The 16,986-nt window shown below is 70.9% G+C and carries 22 protein-coding genes; 15 read left to right on the forward strand and 7 right to left on the reverse strand.

Features of this window, described 5'->3' with window-relative positions:
• Positions 1-107: 107 nt before the first annotated feature.
• The 5 genes from ACFP2V_RS32740 to ACFP2V_RS32760 form a co-directional block, all read right to left on the reverse strand.
• Entirely contained in the window at positions 108-302 is a 195-nt protein-coding gene (locus tag ACFP2V_RS32740; protein ID WP_381218908.1) for a hypothetical protein, read from the reverse strand.
• A gap of 34 nt (positions 303-336) precedes the next feature.
• Complete coding sequence (locus tag ACFP2V_RS32745) at positions 337-465, reverse strand: hypothetical protein (RefSeq protein WP_381218909.1); 129 nt, start codon at positions 463-465, stop codon at positions 337-339.
• Positions 466-499: 34 nt separating this feature from the next.
• On the reverse strand, positions 500-1,663 hold the full coding sequence (locus tag ACFP2V_RS32750; protein ID WP_381218910.1) for a S1C family serine protease: 1,164 nt from the start codon (positions 1,661-1,663) through the stop codon (positions 500-502).
• A 111-nt stretch (positions 1,664-1,774) separates the two neighbouring features.
• Entirely contained in the window at positions 1,775-2,797 is a 1,023-nt protein-coding gene (locus tag ACFP2V_RS32755) for a LacI family DNA-binding transcriptional regulator (protein WP_381218911.1), read from the reverse strand.
• A gap of 107 nt (positions 2,798-2,904) precedes the next feature.
• Entirely contained in the window at positions 2,905-3,705 is an 801-nt protein-coding gene (locus tag ACFP2V_RS32760) for a winged helix-turn-helix transcriptional regulator (RefSeq protein ID WP_381218912.1), read from the reverse strand.
• Between the two features lie 318 nt (positions 3,706-4,023).
• Here ACFP2V_RS32760 and ACFP2V_RS32765 point away from each other — a divergent pair, with 318 nt between their 5' ends.
• The 8 genes from ACFP2V_RS32765 (at position 4,024) to ACFP2V_RS32800 (ending at position 9,530) form a co-directional block, all read left to right on the forward strand.
• On the forward strand, positions 4,024-4,965 hold the full coding sequence (locus tag ACFP2V_RS32765; protein ID WP_381218913.1) for an alpha/beta hydrolase: 942 nt from the start codon (positions 4,024-4,026) through the stop codon (positions 4,963-4,965).
• Between the two features lie 40 nt (positions 4,966-5,005).
• Positions 5,006-5,260 carry a MoaD/ThiS family protein gene (locus tag ACFP2V_RS32770; RefSeq protein ID WP_381218914.1) on the forward strand — a complete coding sequence of 85 codons (255 nt, stop codon included), beginning with the start codon at positions 5,006-5,008 and terminating at the stop codon, positions 5,258-5,260.
• A 3-nt stretch (positions 5,261-5,263) separates the two neighbouring features.
• Positions 5,264-6,577: a hypothetical protein gene (locus ACFP2V_RS32775; protein WP_381218915.1), complete on the forward strand. Its 1,314-nt coding sequence runs from the start codon at positions 5,264-5,266 to the stop codon at positions 6,575-6,577.
• Positions 6,578-6,774: 197 nt separating this feature from the next.
• A complete protein-coding gene (locus ACFP2V_RS32780; RefSeq protein ID WP_381218916.1) occupies positions 6,775-7,515 on the forward strand; it encodes an LmeA family phospholipid-binding protein in 741 nt (246 codons plus the stop codon).
• A gap of 218 nt (positions 7,516-7,733) precedes the next feature.
• A complete protein-coding gene (locus ACFP2V_RS32785) occupies positions 7,734-7,841 on the forward strand; it encodes an Ms5788A family Cys-rich leader peptide (protein ID WP_350849312.1) in 108 nt (35 codons plus the stop codon).
• Between the two features lie 133 nt (positions 7,842-7,974).
• The gene (locus ACFP2V_RS32790) at positions 7,975-8,820 is read left to right on the forward strand and encodes a sulfurtransferase (protein WP_381218917.1); all 846 of its coding nucleotides are present in this window, start codon (positions 7,975-7,977) and stop codon (positions 8,818-8,820) included.
• Between the two features lie 56 nt (positions 8,821-8,876).
• The gene (locus tag ACFP2V_RS32795) at positions 8,877-9,164 is read left to right on the forward strand and encodes a DUF1416 domain-containing protein (RefSeq protein ID WP_055606626.1); all 288 of its coding nucleotides are present in this window, start codon (positions 8,877-8,879) and stop codon (positions 9,162-9,164) included.
• 99 nt (positions 9,165-9,263) lie between these two features.
• A complete protein-coding gene (locus ACFP2V_RS32800; protein ID WP_381218918.1) occupies positions 9,264-9,530 on the forward strand; it encodes a DUF3099 domain-containing protein in 267 nt (88 codons plus the stop codon).
• A gap of 55 nt (positions 9,531-9,585) precedes the next feature.
• On the opposite strand, the gene ACFP2V_RS32805 is transcribed toward ACFP2V_RS32800, so the two are convergent.
• Entirely contained in the window at positions 9,586-9,948 is a 363-nt protein-coding gene (locus ACFP2V_RS32805; protein WP_042174837.1) for a DsrE family protein, read from the reverse strand.
• A gap of 329 nt (positions 9,949-10,277) precedes the next feature.
• On the opposite strand from ACFP2V_RS32805, the gene ACFP2V_RS32810 reads away from it, so the two are divergent.
• The 6 genes from ACFP2V_RS32810 to ygfZ all read left to right on the forward strand — a co-directional run bounded on the left by ACFP2V_RS32810 (position 10,278) and on the right by ygfZ (position 15,649).
• A complete protein-coding gene (locus tag ACFP2V_RS32810) occupies positions 10,278-10,853 on the forward strand; it encodes a heme-binding beta-barrel domain-containing protein (protein ID WP_381218919.1) in 576 nt (191 codons plus the stop codon).
• Positions 10,854-11,197: 344 nt separating this feature from the next.
• Positions 11,198-11,863, forward strand: coding sequence for a hypothetical protein (locus ACFP2V_RS32815; RefSeq protein ID WP_381218920.1), 666 nt, complete (start codon positions 11,198-11,200; stop codon positions 11,861-11,863).
• A 13-nt stretch (positions 11,864-11,876) separates the two neighbouring features.
• The gene (locus ACFP2V_RS32820) at positions 11,877-13,550 is read left to right on the forward strand and encodes an N-6 DNA methylase (protein ID WP_381218921.1); all 1,674 of its coding nucleotides are present in this window, start codon (positions 11,877-11,879) and stop codon (positions 13,548-13,550) included.
• Positions 13,547-14,206 (forward strand): restriction endonuclease subunit S, encoded by a 660-nt coding sequence (locus ACFP2V_RS32825; protein ID WP_381218922.1) that lies wholly within the window; start codon positions 13,547-13,549, stop codon positions 14,204-14,206. Before ACFP2V_RS32820 ends, ACFP2V_RS32825 begins: the two co-directional genes overlap by 4 nt.
• Positions 14,207-14,235: 29 nt before the next feature.
• Entirely contained in the window at positions 14,236-14,673 is a 438-nt protein-coding gene (locus ACFP2V_RS32830; protein ID WP_055626043.1) for a Fur family transcriptional regulator, read from the forward strand.
• A gap of 10 nt (positions 14,674-14,683) precedes the next feature.
• Positions 14,684-15,649: a CAF17-like 4Fe-4S cluster assembly/insertion protein YgfZ gene (ygfZ, locus tag ACFP2V_RS32835; protein ID WP_381218923.1), complete on the forward strand. Its 966-nt coding sequence runs from the start codon at positions 14,684-14,686 to the stop codon at positions 15,647-15,649.
• 54 nt (positions 15,650-15,703) lie between these two features.
• Here ygfZ and dtd read toward each other — a convergent pair whose 3' ends face one another.
• Positions 15,704-16,129, reverse strand: a complete 426-nt coding sequence (gene dtd, locus ACFP2V_RS32840) for a D-aminoacyl-tRNA deacylase (RefSeq protein WP_381218924.1) — start codon at positions 16,127-16,129, stop codon at positions 15,704-15,706.
• A 177-nt stretch (positions 16,130-16,306) separates the two neighbouring features.
• Between dtd and ACFP2V_RS32845 the strand changes: the two genes are divergently transcribed.
• Positions 16,307-16,945, forward strand: coding sequence for an RsiG family protein (locus ACFP2V_RS32845; RefSeq protein ID WP_381218925.1), 639 nt, complete (start codon positions 16,307-16,309; stop codon positions 16,943-16,945).
• Positions 16,946-16,986 lie beyond the last annotated feature (41 nt).

Genomic DNA, 16,986 nt, shown 5'->3' on the forward strand with positions numbered 1-16,986 from the left:
CGGGGCGGGGGCGCGGGGGCAGGGCTTGGTGCCTGAGGGCTTCAGCCTCTCAAGCTCTCAGGCTCGCACGATCCCCCGGGGCGCGGGCGGCCCCGGTCGGCCGCGGGTCAGTCGCGGGCGGTGGGGCGGTGGCCGCCGCGACCGGGGCTGGGCTTCCGGTGGGGCGGGGGCGGGGCGACTTCCGGGGCCCGCCGTGCCGGCGTGGGCAGCTCGGCCGCGACCTCCAGCGCGAGGGCGAGACCGGCGGGGTCGCTGCCGGCGTCGGGTATCTGGTGGGTGACCTTTGGGATCTGCTTGGTCATGTCGGACTCCTTGGGTGGGTGCCGCGTCGTCGCGTCAGTTCATGGAGCCGGCCCGCAGCGTCGGGAGGTCCGCCTTGACGGTGTTGACCGGGATGGCGAAGCCCGGGCCCGTGCTGCCGGTGTCGGGTGTGTGGTGGGTGACCTGTGGGATCTGTTCGGTCATGTCGGACTCCTTGGGTGGGCGTCGCGTCGTCGCGTCAGTTCATGGAGCCGGCCCGCAGTGTCGGGAGGTCCGCCTTGACGGTGTTGACCGGGATGGCGAAGCCCAGGCCCACGCTGCCGGCGTCGGCCGAGGAGGAGCCGCTGCCGTTCGCCGAGTACATCGCGGAGTTGATGCCGATGATGTTGCCGTTCATGTCGATCAGCGCGCCGCCGGAGTTCCCGGGGTTCAGGGACGCGTCGGTCTGGATCGCCTTGTACGTCGTCGTGGCCCCGCCGGTGTCGCCGTTGAACTGCTGGCCGCCGAACGCGAACGGCCAGCCGCCGCCCTGCTGCCCCTGCTGCTGTTGCTGCCCCTGGTTCTCGTTCGTGGAGACGGTCACGTCGCGGTTGAGCGCCGAGACGATGCCGCTGGTGACGGTGCCGGTCAGGCCCTCGGGGGAGCCGATCGCCACGACCTCGTCGCCGACCTGAACGCCGTCGGAGTTGCCGAGGGTGGCCGGCGTCAGGCCCGACGCGTTGTTCAGCTTGATCAGCGCGAGGTCCTTCGAGCTCTCCGTGCCGACGACGTTCGCGGTGTACGTCTTGCCGTCACCGGTCCGCACCTCGACCGAGGAGGCGCCGGCGACGACGTGGTTGTTGGTGATGATCTCGCCGTCCTTGGTGATGATCACGCCGGAGCCGGTGGACGATCCGGCGTTGGAGGTGGCGTTGATCTCGACGATACTCGGGCCGACCGCCTTGGCGACGCCGGCCACCGTGCCCTTCTGGCCGGTCGGCACCACATGCGTGCTGCTCGCGCTCGACGAGGCGACGGTGGCGCCGCCGGTCAGCTCCTGGATGCCGTACGCGGTGCCGCCGCCCACGGCCGCCGCCACGATCGCCACGGAGGCGAGCAGCGCGACCGGGCCCCGGTTCCGCTTCCGGTGGGGCTTTGGGGCGGTCGGCTCGGACGCGTGGGTCGAGCCCGCGGGGTCCGACGGGGGCACGACAGGGATCGGGCGCGTTGCCGCCATCGGGTCCGACGGACCTGACGGACCCGACAAACCTGCCGGACCCGACGGGTGCGCGGCCGTGGCCGGGTGCCCCGGTGCGTATGCCGGCGGGGCCGGCCACTTCGGGTTCACGGGAGAGGAGTGGGGCTGGTGTCCGCCCGCTTCGGGGCTCTCGTGCTCGCTGCCTCGGCGATGGCTCTCGGTCATGTCAACGAGCCTGGCGCCCGACGATGAGAACATCCTGAGTGCCCGCTGAGAAGCCCGACAGAACCTCGTATGCCCGATATAAAGACGGCGGGGCCGCCCAGGGGGCCGGTGCTACCCGCAGCCGCAGGAGCGGCGGATCACCAGTTCGGACGGGAAGATCTTCAGCCGCTCGCGCTGCGAGCCGGCCACGCGCAGCCCGTCGTCGAGGACGAGGTCGACCGCCGCGCGCGCCATCGCCGAGCGGTCGGAGGCGACCGTCGTCATCGGCGGGTCGGTGAGCGCCGCCTCCTTGATGTCGTCGAACCCGACGACCGCCAGTTCGCCGGGCACGTCGATGCGCAGCTCGCGCGCCGCGCGCAGCACGCCGATCGCCTGGTCGTCGGTGGAGCAGAAGACCGCAGGCGGGCGGTGGGGCCCGGAGAGGATGTCGAGCCCGACGCGATAGGCGTCGTAGCGGTTGTACGGGGCCTCGAAGAGGCGGCCCTCGGTCGGGATGCCGGCGTCCTCCATGGCCCGCCGCCAGCCTTCGACGTGGTCGGAGACCGGGTCGCCGACGGAGGGGGTCTCGGCGGTGCCGCCGACGCAGGCGACGTACGCGTTGCCGTGCTCCAGCAGGTGGCGGACGGCGAGCTGGGCGCCGCCGAGGTCGTCGGTGACGACGGCGACGTCGTCGATGGCCTCGGGGCGCTCGTGCAGCAGGACGATCCGGGCGTCCCAGGCGTCTATCTCCGCGGCGGCGAGGTCGTTCAGCGCGTGGCTGACCAGGATCAGCCCGGAGACGCGCATTCCGAGGAATGCCCGCAGGTAGTGGACCTCGCGCTCGGCCACGTAGTCGGAGTTCCCGACCAGCACCATCTTTCCGCGCTCGGACGCGGCCTGTTCGACCGCGTGCGCCATCTCCCCGAAGAAGGGCTGGCGCGCGTCCGGCACGATCAGGCCCACGAGATCCGTACGCCGTGACGCCATGGCCTGGGCGACCCGGTCCGGCCGGTATCCCAGCTCCTTGATCGCGGCGAGTACGCGTTCGCGTGTGGCCGGGGCGACCGGCCTCGGTCCGTTGTTGATGACATAGCTGACGACGGCGGTGGAGGTACCCGCCAGCCGAGCCACATCATCCCTAGTCACCTTGGCCACGCGCGGAGTCTACGCGGATATAATCGGTCGGGGCAGAGCGTGGACGACCTTGTGAACAGCACGGAAACGGCTCGCGTGTGCGGGCGCGGCGCTCGTGCGGGTGCCGTTCACGCCTGGGCCGGGGCCTCGGCGGCGTCCAGGGCGGCCGTCTCGTCCGCATCCGCTGCCTTTTGGCGACCGGACTCGGCCTGCTGCCGGTCGGTCTTCGCCTTGGCCTTCTCGGCGGCCCGCTCGCCCTTCTCCGGCGTAACGAATCGGTAACCCACGTTCCGCACGGTGCCGATCAGCGACTCGTGCTCGGGGCCGAACTTGGCGCGCAGCCGCCGCACGTGGACGTCTACCGTTCGGGTGCCGCCGAAGTAGTCGTAGCCCCAGACCTCCTGCAGCAGCTGGGCGCGGGTGAAGACGCGGCCGGGGTGCTGGGCGAGGTACTTCAGGAGCTCGAACTCCTTGAACGTGAGATCGAGGACGCGGCCCTTGAGCTTGGCGCTGTAGGTCGCCTCGTCGACGGACAGGTCGCCGTTGCGGATCTCCGTGGGGGAGTCGTCGCCGACGATCTGCTGCCGGCCCGTGGCGAGCCGCAGCCGGGCCTCCACCTCCGCCGGTCCCGCGGTGTCGAGGAGGACGTCGTCGATGCCCCAGTCCGCGGTGACGGCGGCGAGGCCGCCCTCGGTCACCACGAGGACGAGGGGGCAGCCGGGACCGGTGGACCGCAGCAGCCGGCACAGGTTGCGGACCTGCGGGAGGTCGCGCCGGCCGTCGACGAGGATGACGTCGGCGCCGGGGGTGTCGACCAGGGCGGGGCCCTCGGCGGGGGCCACCCGCACATGGTGGAGCAGCAGACCGAGAGCGGGGAGCACCTCCGCCGACGGCTGGAGGGCGTTGGTCAGCAGGAGCAGTGAACTCATCGCACCCCCCCTCCGAGTCCGGCGAGTCCGTCGAGGACGCCGTCCTGGCCCCGGGGCTCGGGCCGTGGTGCTGCCCACGGCCGGGTCGTCATTCGTACGTGCACGGTTCGCTCGCCCATAACGTCTGGTTCCTCCTCGGTCCCTGCGATGGGGGTACCTCCCACGCCGTTAGGGCGGTGGGGGAGTTTGCGGCACTGCTTCGTGCGTTTCGACGGCCCGTACACCGGCGGTTTCCCGCGTCGTATACAACGCTTACGAAAGCACAAAAGGACTCGGGGGCTTCACTGCCCGAGTCCTCTCCCCAGGAGAATAGCCGACATGAGCACCGATCCGTCAGGTCATGTGGCGCGTTCCAGCAATGGTCCGCATTTCAAGAAACGTGCTGTGACGCGTGAAGTCACCTGCGGTGATACGTCTTTCCGGACGTTCTTGCGCACGGTGGACGGCGTGCGGATCGATTCCGTGTACAACCCGGCCGCGGCCGAAAGGATGACCGGGAAAGACGCCTCGCGGCCGCCTTCCCGTGATCTTGTGTTCGTGATCGCGCACGGGTTCACGGGGGACGTGGACCGGCCGCACGTACGGCGGGTCGCGCGGGCGTTCGCACGACACGGGGCGGTGCTGACCTTCTCCTTCCGCGGGCACGGCGCCTCGGGCGGACGGTCCACGGTCGGGGACCGCGAGGTGCTGGACCTGGCGGCGGCGGTGTCGTGGGCACGGGAGCTGGGGCACACGCGCGTGGTGACCGTCGGGTTCTCGATGGGCGGCTCGGTGGTACTGCGGCACGCGGCGCTGGGCGAGGAGGGGGAGGGAGAAGGGGACGACGGGTCCTCTGCCGGTGCCTCCGCCCGTGCCGGCACCGGCGCCGGTGGTCCCGATGCCGTGGTGTCGGTGAGCGGTCCGGCCCGGTGGTTCTACCGGGGGACGGCTCCGATGCGGCGGGTGCACTGGCTGGTGACCCGACCCTCGGGCCGGCTCGTGGGACGCTACGGGCTGCGGACCCGGATCCATCACCGGGACTGGGACCCCGTACCGCTGTCCCCCGTCGAGGCGGTGCCGAGGATCGCGCCGACGCCGTTGCTGGTCGTGCACGGCGACCGCGACGGCTACTTCCCGCTCGACCACCCGCGCATGCTGGCGGCCGCCGCAGGCAGGCACGGGGAACTGTGGGTGGAACCGGGCATGGGCCACGCGGAGAACGCGGCCCCTGACGGACTGCTGCACCGGATAGGGGACTGGGCCGTGGCCCGGGCGGGCTAGCCTGACCGTGTTCACTGTCGAACGATTGAGGAACCAGTAGATGGCAAAGGTCACGGTGCGGTACTGGGCCGCCGCCAAGGCCGCGGCCGGGGTGGCCGAGGAGTCGTACGAGGCGGCCACGCTCGCCGAAGCGCTCGACGCGGCGCGCGAGCGGCACCCCGGCGAACTCACGCGTGTCCTGCGGCGATGCTCGTTCCTCGTCGACGGTGATCCCGTGGGCACCCGCGCACATGAGACGGTACGGCTGGCCGACGGCGGCACGGTCGAGGTGCTCCCGCCGTTCGCAGGAGGGTGAGCGATGACCAACCAGCCGTATCAGGGCTACGACGGGTACGACGGGCGCCGCGAGGGTCACGAGGGCTACGACCCCTACGGCCGGCCCCAGCCCGAGCCCGAGCATCAGCGGCCCGAAGGACAGGCGCAGGGGCCGTCGCAGGCGTGGCCCGGAGGGCGGCAGGCGTACGACGATCCGCACGCCGCCCAGCAGTACACGCAGCAGTGGCAGGGACAGACCTGGGAGACGCAGATGCAGCCCCCGGTCCCGCCGACGGCCGCGGAGGAGACGTCGTACCTGCCCCAGCACACCGGACGGACTCCGCAGTCCCCCGCCGCCCCGCAGAACCCTCCGGGACACGCCGGGTACGCGGGTCAGGGTGACGGGGGCGCGCTCGGCGGACCCGCGGGGTACGGGGCGGCCTCCACCTACGGGGCACCGGTCCCCGATACCCATCCCGGCGCCGGTGCCGGAGCCACCGCCGGGCCCATGCCCCCGCCGGCCTCCGCCGCACCCGCACCCGCGCCCGCCCCCGATGCTCCGGGCGGTCCCGGGTACGGACCCGCCACCCTCGCCGGGAACACCCGGGTCACGGACGCGCAGCGTGCCCGCGCGGAGGGGCGTTCACCGATCATCGAGCCCGGCATGCAGCCGGCGGCGCTCACCGCGCTGCTGGGGCTGCTGCTCGCCGGCGGGGCGGCGCTGGGCACGTACGCCCTGCTCGTACCGCTGGTGGCCCTCCAGGGGCTCACCGCGGCCGGCTGGTTCCGGCTGAACGGCATGTGGCCCGCGCGGCAGGGCATCGCGTTGGGCTTCCTCGGAGCACTGGTCGCGGACGTGGCACTGCTCGCGTCCGACCGGTCGCCGTCGGCCCTTCTCGGCACGCTCGGCATATGGGTGCTGCTGTCGCTGGCGCTCCAGCTCCGGTCGCACGCCGATCCCGACGAGCGGATGTACGGCCTGACGGCGACGGTCGCCGCGGCCGCGCTGGCGATCATGGCGAGCGGCTACCTGGCGGCCGACGCCGACGCGGTGACGGTCGGCGGGATCGGAGTGGCGGCGGCGGTCGTGGCGCGGGCGCTGCCGTTGCCGACGCCGGCGTCCGTGGTGGCCGCGCTGCTCGTGGCGGCCGGTGCGGGTGCGCTGGGCGGCGGGATGACGGGGTTCGGCGCCTCGGGCGCGCTGATCGGCGCGGGTGCGGCGGTCTGCGCCCTGATCGGTCACCGCGCCGCGAGCTACGACTACCCGTCCCGCTTCGTCCACTTCACGGCCGGAGTGGCCCTGCCCCTGGCCGCGGCGGCACCGGCGGTGTACGTCCTAGGCCGCGTCGCCGGCTGACGTCCTGGCCGCGTCGCGGCCCCGTGTCCCGCCTCCCCCGCCGACGATCGTCGGCGGGGGAGGCCCGTTTCGGCCGCCTGTCACAGGTGATCGACAATTCCGGGGTTCCCCCGGACGTGCGGGCTACTCTCGCGTAGGACGGCTGCCCGGTCGTCGGGGACTGTCGTCGAAACGCACCTAGGTGGGGAATCAACCGCATGCGCGCACTGCGAATACTGCTGATCATCGTCGTGATCCTGGGCGGCGTCTTCGTGATCGTGGACCGCCTCGCGGTCAACTTCGCGGAGGGCGAGGTGGCCGACCGGCTCAAGGCGGCCGAGAACCTCAGCACCACCCCCGACGTGTCCATCAACGGTTTCCCCTTCCTCACCCAGATCGCCGGCGGCTCCCTCGACGAGGTGCAGATCGGGATCCAGGAGTACGAGGCCGGCACCGGCGACGGCAAGCAGAACATCCGGATCCAGGACCTGCGCGCCGACATGAAGGGCGTCGCGTTCTCCGGCGACTTCAGCTCCGCCACCGCCGCCGACGCGACCGGTACCGCGAGCGTGACCTACGACGAGCTGCTCAAGGCCGCCACGTCCGAGCCCACCCAGGTAGGCCCCGGTGTCACCGCCGGCGTCGTCGGCCTCTCCGACGGCGGCAACGGGAAGATCAAGGTCGCGGTGGAGGCCACCGTGCTCGGCACCAAGCTGCCCGAGCCGGTCTTCGTCCTCAGCTCCGTCACCGTTGTGGACGGCGACACCGTGCGGGTCCACGCGGACGGGCTGCCCTCGTTCGGCGGCGTCGAGGCGGCCGAGGCGCGGGTGCGGGAGATCACCGACTTCGAGCAGAAGATCGACGGCCTGCCCGGCGGGATCAAGCTCGACAAGGTCGAGGCGGGGAAGTCCGGCGTCGACATCACCGTGCAGGGTTCCAACGTCCGGCTTGCCGGGTAGGTAGGCGGTCGGCGGGGCCGCTCCGCCCCCGGGAGGGCCCCGGTGGACCCAGGTATCCGACAGGCGAGACGGAGACGTCCGTAGAGCAGATGCGAGGGTGGGCGCGGCCGGGTCCGGGGCGGGCTCGCCCCTCCTATGATCCCACATTGTGGATAATCTCGTCTCAGTATGCGACACGGCGGTGACATGCCCGCCCTGTCCTCCTTACGATCGACGGCATGCAGTGTCAGACGAGCGTCCTCCGAGCGCGGGGACAGGCGGATCTCACGAAGCGGCGGGCAGTGGACCTCTGCCGCGTTGCCGCCATGCTCTGTCGACCTTTCTGAGCGGGCGCCGCGCCGCCCGCATCCTCGCCTCGCCCCGCCCCGCCGAGGGGCGTCCGCGCGCACGCTCCCGCAGGAGCGGCCGCGCACCCTCGCCCTCGCACGCCTGCCGCAACTGCCCCGGAGGAGACAGAGCATGAGCCGTCACGACGTACTGGTCGACGCCGACTGGGTCCAGGAGCACCTGGACGACCCGACCATCGCCCTCGTCGAGGTGGACGAGGACACCACCGCGTACGAGAAGAACCACATCAAGAACGCCATCCGGATCGACTGGACCAAGGACCTCCAGGACCCGGTCCGCCGTGACTTCGTCGACCAGGAGGGCTTCGAGAAGCTCCTGTCGGAGAAGGGCGTCTCCAACGACCACACGGTCGTCCTCTACGGCGGCAACAACAACTGGTTCGCCGCGTACGCCTACTGGTACTTCAAGCTGTACGGCCACGAGAACGTCAAGCTCCTCGACGGCGGCCGCAAGAAGTGGGAGCTGGACGCCCGCGAGCTGGTCGCCGGCGACGAGGTGCCGGAGCGGGCGAAGACCGAGTACAAGGCCAAGCCGCAGGACCTGTCCATCCGCGCCTTCCGCGACGAGGTCCTGGACGCCATCGGCGTGCAGAACCTCGTCGACGTGCGCTCGCCCGACGAGTTCTCCGGCAAGCTGAACGCCCCGGCACACCTGCCGCAGGAGCAGTCGCAGCGCTCCGGCCACGTGCCGACCTCCCGCAACATCCCGTGGTCCAAGAACGCCAACGACGACGGCACCTTCAAGTCCGACGACGAGCTCAAGGCGCTCTACGAGGACGAGCGGATCGACCTGTCCAAGGACACCATCGCCCTGTGCCGCATCGGTGAGCGTTCCGCGCTGTCCTGGTTCGTGCTGCACGAGCTGCTGGGCGTGGAGAACGTCAAGAACTACGACGGCTCCTGGACCGAGTACGGCTCCCTCGTCGGCGTGCCGATCGAGCTCGGCCCCGCCAAGTAGGCCCTCGCCCGAACCACGACCCCGACCAGACCACTAGACCAGTTCAGGAGTACGCCATGTGCGGTGCGAAGGCCGGTGGCCCGGACGCCTCGACGATCAAGCCCGGCGAGACCACCATCCAGGGTCATCTGACCCGTGACGGCGAGCCGGTGACGGGCTACGTCCGTCTGCTGGACTCGACCGGTGAGTTCACCGCGGAGGTTCCGACCTCCGCGACCGGGCAGTTCCGTTTCTACGCGGCGGAGGGCACCTGGACGGTCCGCGCCCTGGTGCCCGGCGGTACCGCCGACCGCACGGTCGTCGCCCAGCAGGGTGGTCTGGCCGAGGTCGCCATCGCGGTGTGAGGGATCTTCGAAGGGCCGCATCCCACGGGATGCGGCCCTTCGGCACAGCTGTACAGCCGCGTACCTGCACGCCCGTGGGTCCGGTTCTACGCTGGAGGTATGTACGCGCGAAGGCGGCATGCCTACTTCGCCATGATGGGCACGTGCATCGTGCTGTTCGTCCTGGCCTGCGCCGTCGTGCGGCTCTGGTCGGTCCCGGCGGCCGTGGGCATGTGCGTGGTGGCCATGGCCATCCCGCCGTTCGCGGCCATGGTCGCCAACCGGCGCGGCCCCGACGACCGCTGGTGGGACGACCCCTCCGGCGACCCCGAGTCCGACGAGTGGTGGGACGAACTGGACGGGAAGAAGAGGCCCGGGCCCCGGTGAGCCCTCCGGGTCAGGTGAGCCCTCCGGGTCAGTGGACGAGTGCCTGCTCAGTAGATCAGTAGACGAGTGCCTGCGTGTCGTCCGCCAGCGCCTCCTGGACGAACACCTGTGCGCCCGCGATGCGTACGCCCTCGATGACGTCCTTCTCCGTGATGTCCCGGCGTGCCGCGCACTGGGTGCACAGGGTGAGGCGGCCCCCCGCGACGATCGAGTCCAGCAGGTCCGGCAGCGGCGCCGCGTGCGGCAGCTCGAACTCCGCGGCCCTGCCCGGCAGCGCGAACCACGCCGACTCCCCGGTGAGCCACAGCGAGACGTCCACACCGCTGGCCACGGCCACCGCCGCCACCGTGAACGCCTGCGAGCAGCGTTCGGGGGCGTCGGCCCCCGCGGTCACCTTGATCACGAGCTTCTTCGCCATACCCGGATCGTAGTCACTCCCGTCCCGCCCGTGCCCGAGAGCTTGTCGCCGGCCCGTGTCGCCGGCCCGTGTCGCCGGCCCGTGCCGCCTGTCCTGGCCGCCGGTCCGCGCCGCCGGGTGGGTGCACGTCGGGGCCGGGGTCCGGCCGCGTAAGCTGAGGGGCAGCCCTGTGCACATCACCGCACCCCCGCTCAAGGAGCATCCCGTGGTTGTCTTCTACGAAGCCCTGCTGGTCCTGGTCGCCGTCGGCGTTCTCGCCTTCGCCGGGCTGGCCGTGAAGAAGCTGTACCAGGGCCAGCGCTGACCGCCCACTCCAGGAACTGCCACTGATGATCGAGATCCCGTCCGACCTCAACAAGGGCCTCGTACCGCTCGCCTTCCTGCTCGGCGACTGGGCGGGCGCAGGCGTGCACGACTTCCCCGGCTCCGAGAAGTGCAACTTCGGGCAGGAGGTCTCCTTCACCCACGACGGCCGGGACTTCCTGGAGTACACCTCCCACAGCTGGGTGCTCGACGGGGACGGCGGCAAGGTCCGGCCGCTCGAGTCCGAGCACGGCTTCTGGCGGATCGACGCCCACCGCAAGGTCGAGGTCACGATGACCCGCGACGACGGCGTCATCGAGATCTGGTACGGCGAGCTGGCCGACCAGAAGCCGCAGATCGACCTGGTGACGGACGCCGTGGCGCGCACCGCGGCCGCCCGGCCCTACAGCGGCGGCAAGCGGCTGTACGGCTACGTCAAGAGCGACCTGATGTGGGTCGGCGAGAAGCAGACCCCCGAGGTCGAGCTGCGCCCCTACATGTCGGCGCACCTGAAGAAGGTCGTCACCCCCGAGGACGTCGAGCGCTGGGCCAAGGCCCTGCCCGACGACATGCCGGACGACGGGATCGCCTTCTTCAAGTGAGCCCTGCTCCCTACCGAACCCTTCACATCCTCCGCGACCGTAGTAGTGGTCCGGGGGATGTGGTGCGTGGTGTCCCGGTGAAGTGATGCCCACCCCGATGGGGGTTAACAAAAAACATTGCATAGCAATGCGCTTGCAGTGGGGGGGGCAGTGTGTGGCTACAGTGCCGAAGTCTCCGTAGCGCGAGTTGCGGGGTTTTGCGAATGCGCGGAGCCCCGGTCGTATCACTTCTACGACCGGGGCTCCGGAGGCTGTGTCCTGGGTGGCTTGCAGTGCAGAGGCGGGCCCAGAACGTTCACCGACCACCTTAGCACAGCGCACACAACGAGGCGCTGGGGGGAACCATGACCAATCGCCTGCCCGAATGGATGCTGCGCGACCTGTCCTTACCGCGACTGCGGCGGTACATTCGCGCCGTGCACGGCGACGCACCGGCCGCCGAACGCCTGTACTGGTGGAACATCGAGGCATCCGCCGCCCTGCTCGGCCCCTTGCACTGCCTGGAACTGGCGCTGCGTAACGCCCTGCACAACGCGCTCGCACGGTATTACGGCAGACCGGACTGGTGGATGGTGGCGCCGTTGAACGAGCGTGGGCACAAGCTCGTGAACGATGCTCGCCGCACCTGTGGACGGCGCCTGAGCCGGATTACACCGGACGACGTGGTGGCGGAGCTGTCCTTCGGCTTCTGGGTTTCGCTGCTCAGTCATGGCTCAGGTTATGACCGGCACTTCTGGGTGCCCGTTCTGCACTCGGCGTTTCCGCATTACCGCGGACGCCGTGACAGCCTCTACCGTGAACTGACCTCGCTGGTCTTGCTCCGCAACCGGGTCATGCACCACGAACCGGTTCACCACCGGCACCTCTCTGCCGACCATGCCACCCTCTACCGAGTGCTTGGGTACCTGAGTCTGGAGTTGGCCAAGGAGTCAAAGACCATGGACCGGTTCCCGGCCGTACTCGCCGGCCGGGCGGATGTCCTGCGCGGCGCCCGACCGCCACGGTTCTGATGGAGGAAGCACTGTGACGGACTTCGACACACAACGGTCCGGCACGGGGGCCGAAGCGGAGCTCGCCGAGGTGCTCCTCTCCCGACCCGACATCGCGCGACTCACGGGGGTCAAACGCCCCGCCGTCACCAACTGGGAGCGTCGGCACGCGGACTTTCCCCGACCTGTGACCGTCGGCACCGGAGGCGGCGAAGCAGTCGGCGCCGAGAGCGAGCGGTTCCGCGCTGACGAGTTGTTGGCCTGGCTCTCCGGAAGGACCGTTGCCGTGAACGCCCTGCGTCCGGGCGAGCTGGCGGGGGCGACCTACGGCGACCGGCTCCGCGCGGGCCTGACCGGGGGCATGGCAGGCGGGCTGTTTCGGGCGGTCGAGCGGCTTGCGGGACCGGAAGCGGACCGACTGCGGGGGCCCATGCCACTGGACCGATATCTCCTGTGGCTGCTGTACCTCGTCCTGAACCAGGTCGTGGAACCAGGCAAAGGCCTGGCCAAAGCCGTGGACAGCTTCCGCGGGATGGTACGTGACTACGACCCTTCGGAGGAAGTGGTTCCCCGTCATCTGCTGGCCACGCTCGCCGACACGCTCGGCCGTACCTCCGCGGGCTCCGTGCAGGAGGGCCGCGCGGCGTTCGACCACGTACTGGTGCTGTGGCGAGCCGCGCAGGCGCGCGAGGGCGGCGCCTTCTTCACCCCGCCCTCCGTGAGCCGAGTCATGGCCGGGGCGCTGGCAGCCGTACGGCCTGGGGCGGTGCGCGTGCACGATCCGTACGGCCGTACCGGAGAGCTGCTCGTGGCCTACCTGGACGCGGTCGCTACGCAGGCCGGCAGCGCACCGCCCCAGGTCGGCGGCCGGGTGCCCGAGCCCCTGGAACGGCAGGTGGCGGAAATGAACCTGCGGGTCCACCACGGTCTGGCCCTACGGCTCGACGAAGGACCGTTCACCCCGGCGTACGACCCCTTCGCCGATCCTCCCGGCGCCTTCGACGTGCTGTTGACCAACCCGCCCTTCGGCCGACGTGTGGAGAACGTGGCACCGCCCCCGTATTGGGCCTTTGGCACCGCCCGCCGGACCGAGTTCGACTGGCTGCAGTACATCGTCTCGCGCCTTGCTCCGGAGGGCCGGGCTGCCGTACTGCTGCCGGCCGGGGCCTCCTTCAACGCCGGTGCCGCCGAGACGGTGCGGGCCGGGCTGGTCGAAACCGGGGCGATGGAGTGCGTGATCGGGCTTCCTGCCGGACTCTTCGCACTCACCGCCGTCAAGACGCAGATCTGGTTCCTGCGGGCACCTGGCTCCGGGGAGACTACGGATCCCGAGGTGCTGTTTGTAGCTGGTGAGGATCTCGGGCACCGGCTCACCCGGACCCAGTGGGCCCTGACCGATGACGACATTGCACGGTTGGTGGGGGAGTACGTGTCCTGGCACACGGCCAGGGCGGCCGGACGTCCTTTCCCGGGTACCCCCGGCCTGAGCCAGGGAGTGCCGGTGCGGGACATAGCCGATCATGGCCACAGTCTGGATCCTTCGCTGTATGTCAGGCCGCCCGGCTCGGCCTCGGCCGCCCGTGTGGCCGGTCCCGCCGAGACCCGGGAGCGGCTGGCGAGGCTGACCGAGGAGACCGCGGCCCTGCACGCGAAGGCGGAAGCGGCCGACGCTCAGGCGACTCGGTGGCTGAGGAGGTACGGACTGTGACGGCGACCGATGAGTTCGTGCCGCCGGTCGGATGGTCGTGCAGCCCTCTGCGGGAACTCTGCGCGTCCATTCAGTCCGGGCCGAGCAGGCGTGCCGAGGACAAAGGCCACACCCAGGCGAACGGTGGGCTTCCCCTTGTACTGCCCCGCCACCTTGCGGAGCAGCGGATCGTCACCGCCACCGAGGAAGCTGGGGCCGATCCCGCCATCCCCCGGCACCGGGCGCGGACGCTGGTGAAGTACGAGCTGGCTGAAGGGGACATCCTCCTCACCCGGACCGGCACCGTGGGCCGCTGCGCCCTGGTCACCGGGGAACACACGGGCTGGCTGTTCCACCCCAACCTGGTACGACTCAGGCTGCCCGAGTCGAGGCGGGTGTCGGCCGCATATCTCACCGCTTATCTGAGCGCGACGGCCGCACAGGACTGGATCAGAGCTCGGACGGCCAGTGCGGTCATCCCGTCGCTGAGTATCCGCACCGTGGGCGAGCTACCCGTTCTCGTGCCGCCCGCTGCCGAGCAAGCGATGATCGGTGCCACACTCGCTGCCCTCGACGCCAAGATCCAGGCACATGCCGAGATCGCTCGCGTGACCCGTGACTACCGCAGCGTGCTCGCTGACGCCCTGATGACGGGGACTCTGCCGGCCGAGCCGTGAACCGGCCAGGAGCGCTCTAGACTCGTGGTGTGGTGAGCACCGACTGGAAGAGCGATCTCAGGCAGCGCGGCTACCGGCTGACGCCGCAGCGCCAACTCGTGCTCGAAGCCGTCGACACGCTGGAGCACGCGACCCCCGACGACATTCTCGTGGAAGTGCGGAGAACGGCGTCGGGGGTCAACATCTCGACCGTCTACCGCACCCTGGAACTCCTGGAGGAGCTGGGTCTGGTCAGCCACGCCCACCTCGGGCACGGCGCCCCGACCTACCACCTCGCCGACCGGCACCACCACCTCCACCTGGTCTGCCGTGACTGCACCGAGGTCATCGAGGCGGACGTGGAGGTGGCCGCCGAGTTCACGGCGAAGCTGCGCGACACCTTCGGTTTCGACACCGACATGAAGCACTTCGCGATCTTCGGCCGCTGCAAGGACTGCTCCCTGAAGGGTTCAACTACCGAGTCGTAGGCTAGGGGGTATGAAGAGCCCCCTGCTGACCCTGCCCGGCGCCGTCCCCGCCGAGGGCGTGGACGAAGGCGTCGCCGCCCACTACGGCGACCTGTTCCGCGAGCAGCGTGCCCTCGCCGAAGGCACCGGCTTCGTCGACCTGTCCCATCGCGGGGTCGTCACCGTCTCCGGACCGGAGCGGCTGAGCTGGCTGCATCTGCTGCTCACCCAGCATGTCAGCGACCTCCCGCCGCACCAGGCCACCGAGGCGCTGATCCTCTCCGCGAACGGCCACATCGAGCACGCGCTCTACCTCGTCGACGACGGCGAGACGGTCTGGGCCCATGTCGAACCCGGCACCCAGGAGGCGCTGATCGCCTACCTGGAGTCGATGAAGTTCTTCTACCGGGTCGAAACCGCCGACCGCACCGCCGACTTCGCGGTGGTGCACCTGCCCGCCGGTTCCATCGTGGAGGTGCCCGAGGGCGTCGTCGTCCGCGAGACGTCGTACGGCCGTGATCTGTTCCTGCCCCGCGCCGATCTGGAGTCGTACGCCGGGAAGGCCGGGCCGCCCGCCGGCATCCTCGCCCACGAGGCGCTGCGGGTCGAGCAGCACCGCCCCCGGCTCGGCTTCGAGACCGATCACCGCACCATCCCGCACGAGCTGGGCTGGATAGGCGGTGCGGTGCATCTGCAGAAGGGCTGCTACCGGGGCCAGGAGACGGTCGCCCGGGTCCAGAACCTGGGCAAGCCGCCGCGCAGGATGGTCTTCCTGCACCTGGACGGCAGCGAGGTGCACCTTCCACCGGCCGGGACCGACCTCCGGCTTGCCGACGACGGCCCGGACGGGCGCAGGATCGGTTTCGTCACCACGTCCGTACGCCACCACGAGCTGGGCCCGGTCGCCCTCGCGCTGGTCAAGCGGAACGTCCCGGTCGACGCCCGCCTGATGGCCGGGGACACGGCGGCGGCCCAGGAGACCGTGGTCGAGCCCTGATCCACGTCGAGCCCTGATCCACGTCGGATGCTGGACCGTCGGATGTGACGTGGATCAGATCTCGAGGAGGACGGTGAACGGGCCGTCGTTGGTCAGCGACATCCGCATCCGCGCGCCGAAGCGGCCCGTCGCCACCGTCGCGCCCAGCGCACGCAGCTGGGCGACCACCTCGTCCACCAGCGGTTCGGCCACGTCCCCGGGGGCGGCGGCGTTCCAGGTGGGGCGGCGGCCCTTGCGGGCGTCGCCGTAAAGGGTGAACTGGCTGATCACCAGGAGCGGCGCGTCGACGTCGCTGCACGACTTCTCGTCCTGGAGCATCCGCACCGACCAGAGCTTGCGGGCGAGCCGGGCCGCCGTCTCCTCGGTGTCCTCATGGGTGACGCCGACCAGGGCACACAGCCCCTCGCCCTCGATCGCCCCCACCGTCTCGCCGTCCACGACGACGCTCGCGCCGTCCACCCTCTGCACCACTGCACGCATACGTCCATCATGCCGGTCGGCGCACGGATGACCGACGGCGGTCCACGCGATGCCCCGGGCGGGCTATTTTTACTCCTTACCCCCCATCTGGGGTGGATCAGGGGCACTCGGTCACATAGCGGCCACCAGGGGTGGCACGATGCTGGCACACACTGGTCGAGGGGACGGTCGAGGCACATGAGCACACCAGGAACCGGGCAGCGGTCCGGGCCTGTCCTGCCGCCCCGGGCGGGGGCGGGGGAACGCGAGTTCCACCGCCCGCCCGCACAGCGCACGGACAGCCCGGCGCTGCCCGAGGAGCGCCCGGGGCCCGAGCCGGCCCTGGCCGGGCGCAGCCTGCCCGAGCTGCGCACGCTGCGCCGCGACGCCCAGCGCGACGAGGCCGACCTCAGTTATGTGCGGCGGCTGCTCCAGGGACGGATCGACATCCTGCGGGCGGAACTGACCCGGCGTACGCCGGTGGGCGCGGCCTCGGTCGCCGCGCCGGCGGAGGCGTCCGTGGTGGAGCGGCTTGCGGAGATCCTGCGGGACACCCCGGTGCGCCGGCGTTCGTCCGCCCGCCATGTGACCCTGGGGACGCCGCAGAGCGAGGAGTACGGGCGGCTGGCGGCGGAGATGCTCGCCGAGGTGGAGCTCTCGGACCTGGGTGCGCGGACGGACGGGGAGCTGACGGCCGCGATGGGGCGGCTGGTGGGGTACGAGCAGCGGGTGTCCCGGAGCCGGCAGTGCCTGCAGCGCACCGCCGACGACTGCAGTGCGGAGATCGCGCGCCGGTACCGCGAAGGGGAGGCCCAGGTCGACGACCTGCTGGTGTGAGGCGGGCGGGGCGGGGTGCCGGGCGGGCGGCCCGCATCCGG

Origin of the sequence: Streptomyces incanus, assembly GCF_042656345.1 — a bacterium.
In the GTDB taxonomy this organism is placed as follows: domain Bacteria; phylum Actinomycetota; class Actinomycetes; order Streptomycetales; family Streptomycetaceae; genus Streptomyces; species Streptomyces incanus.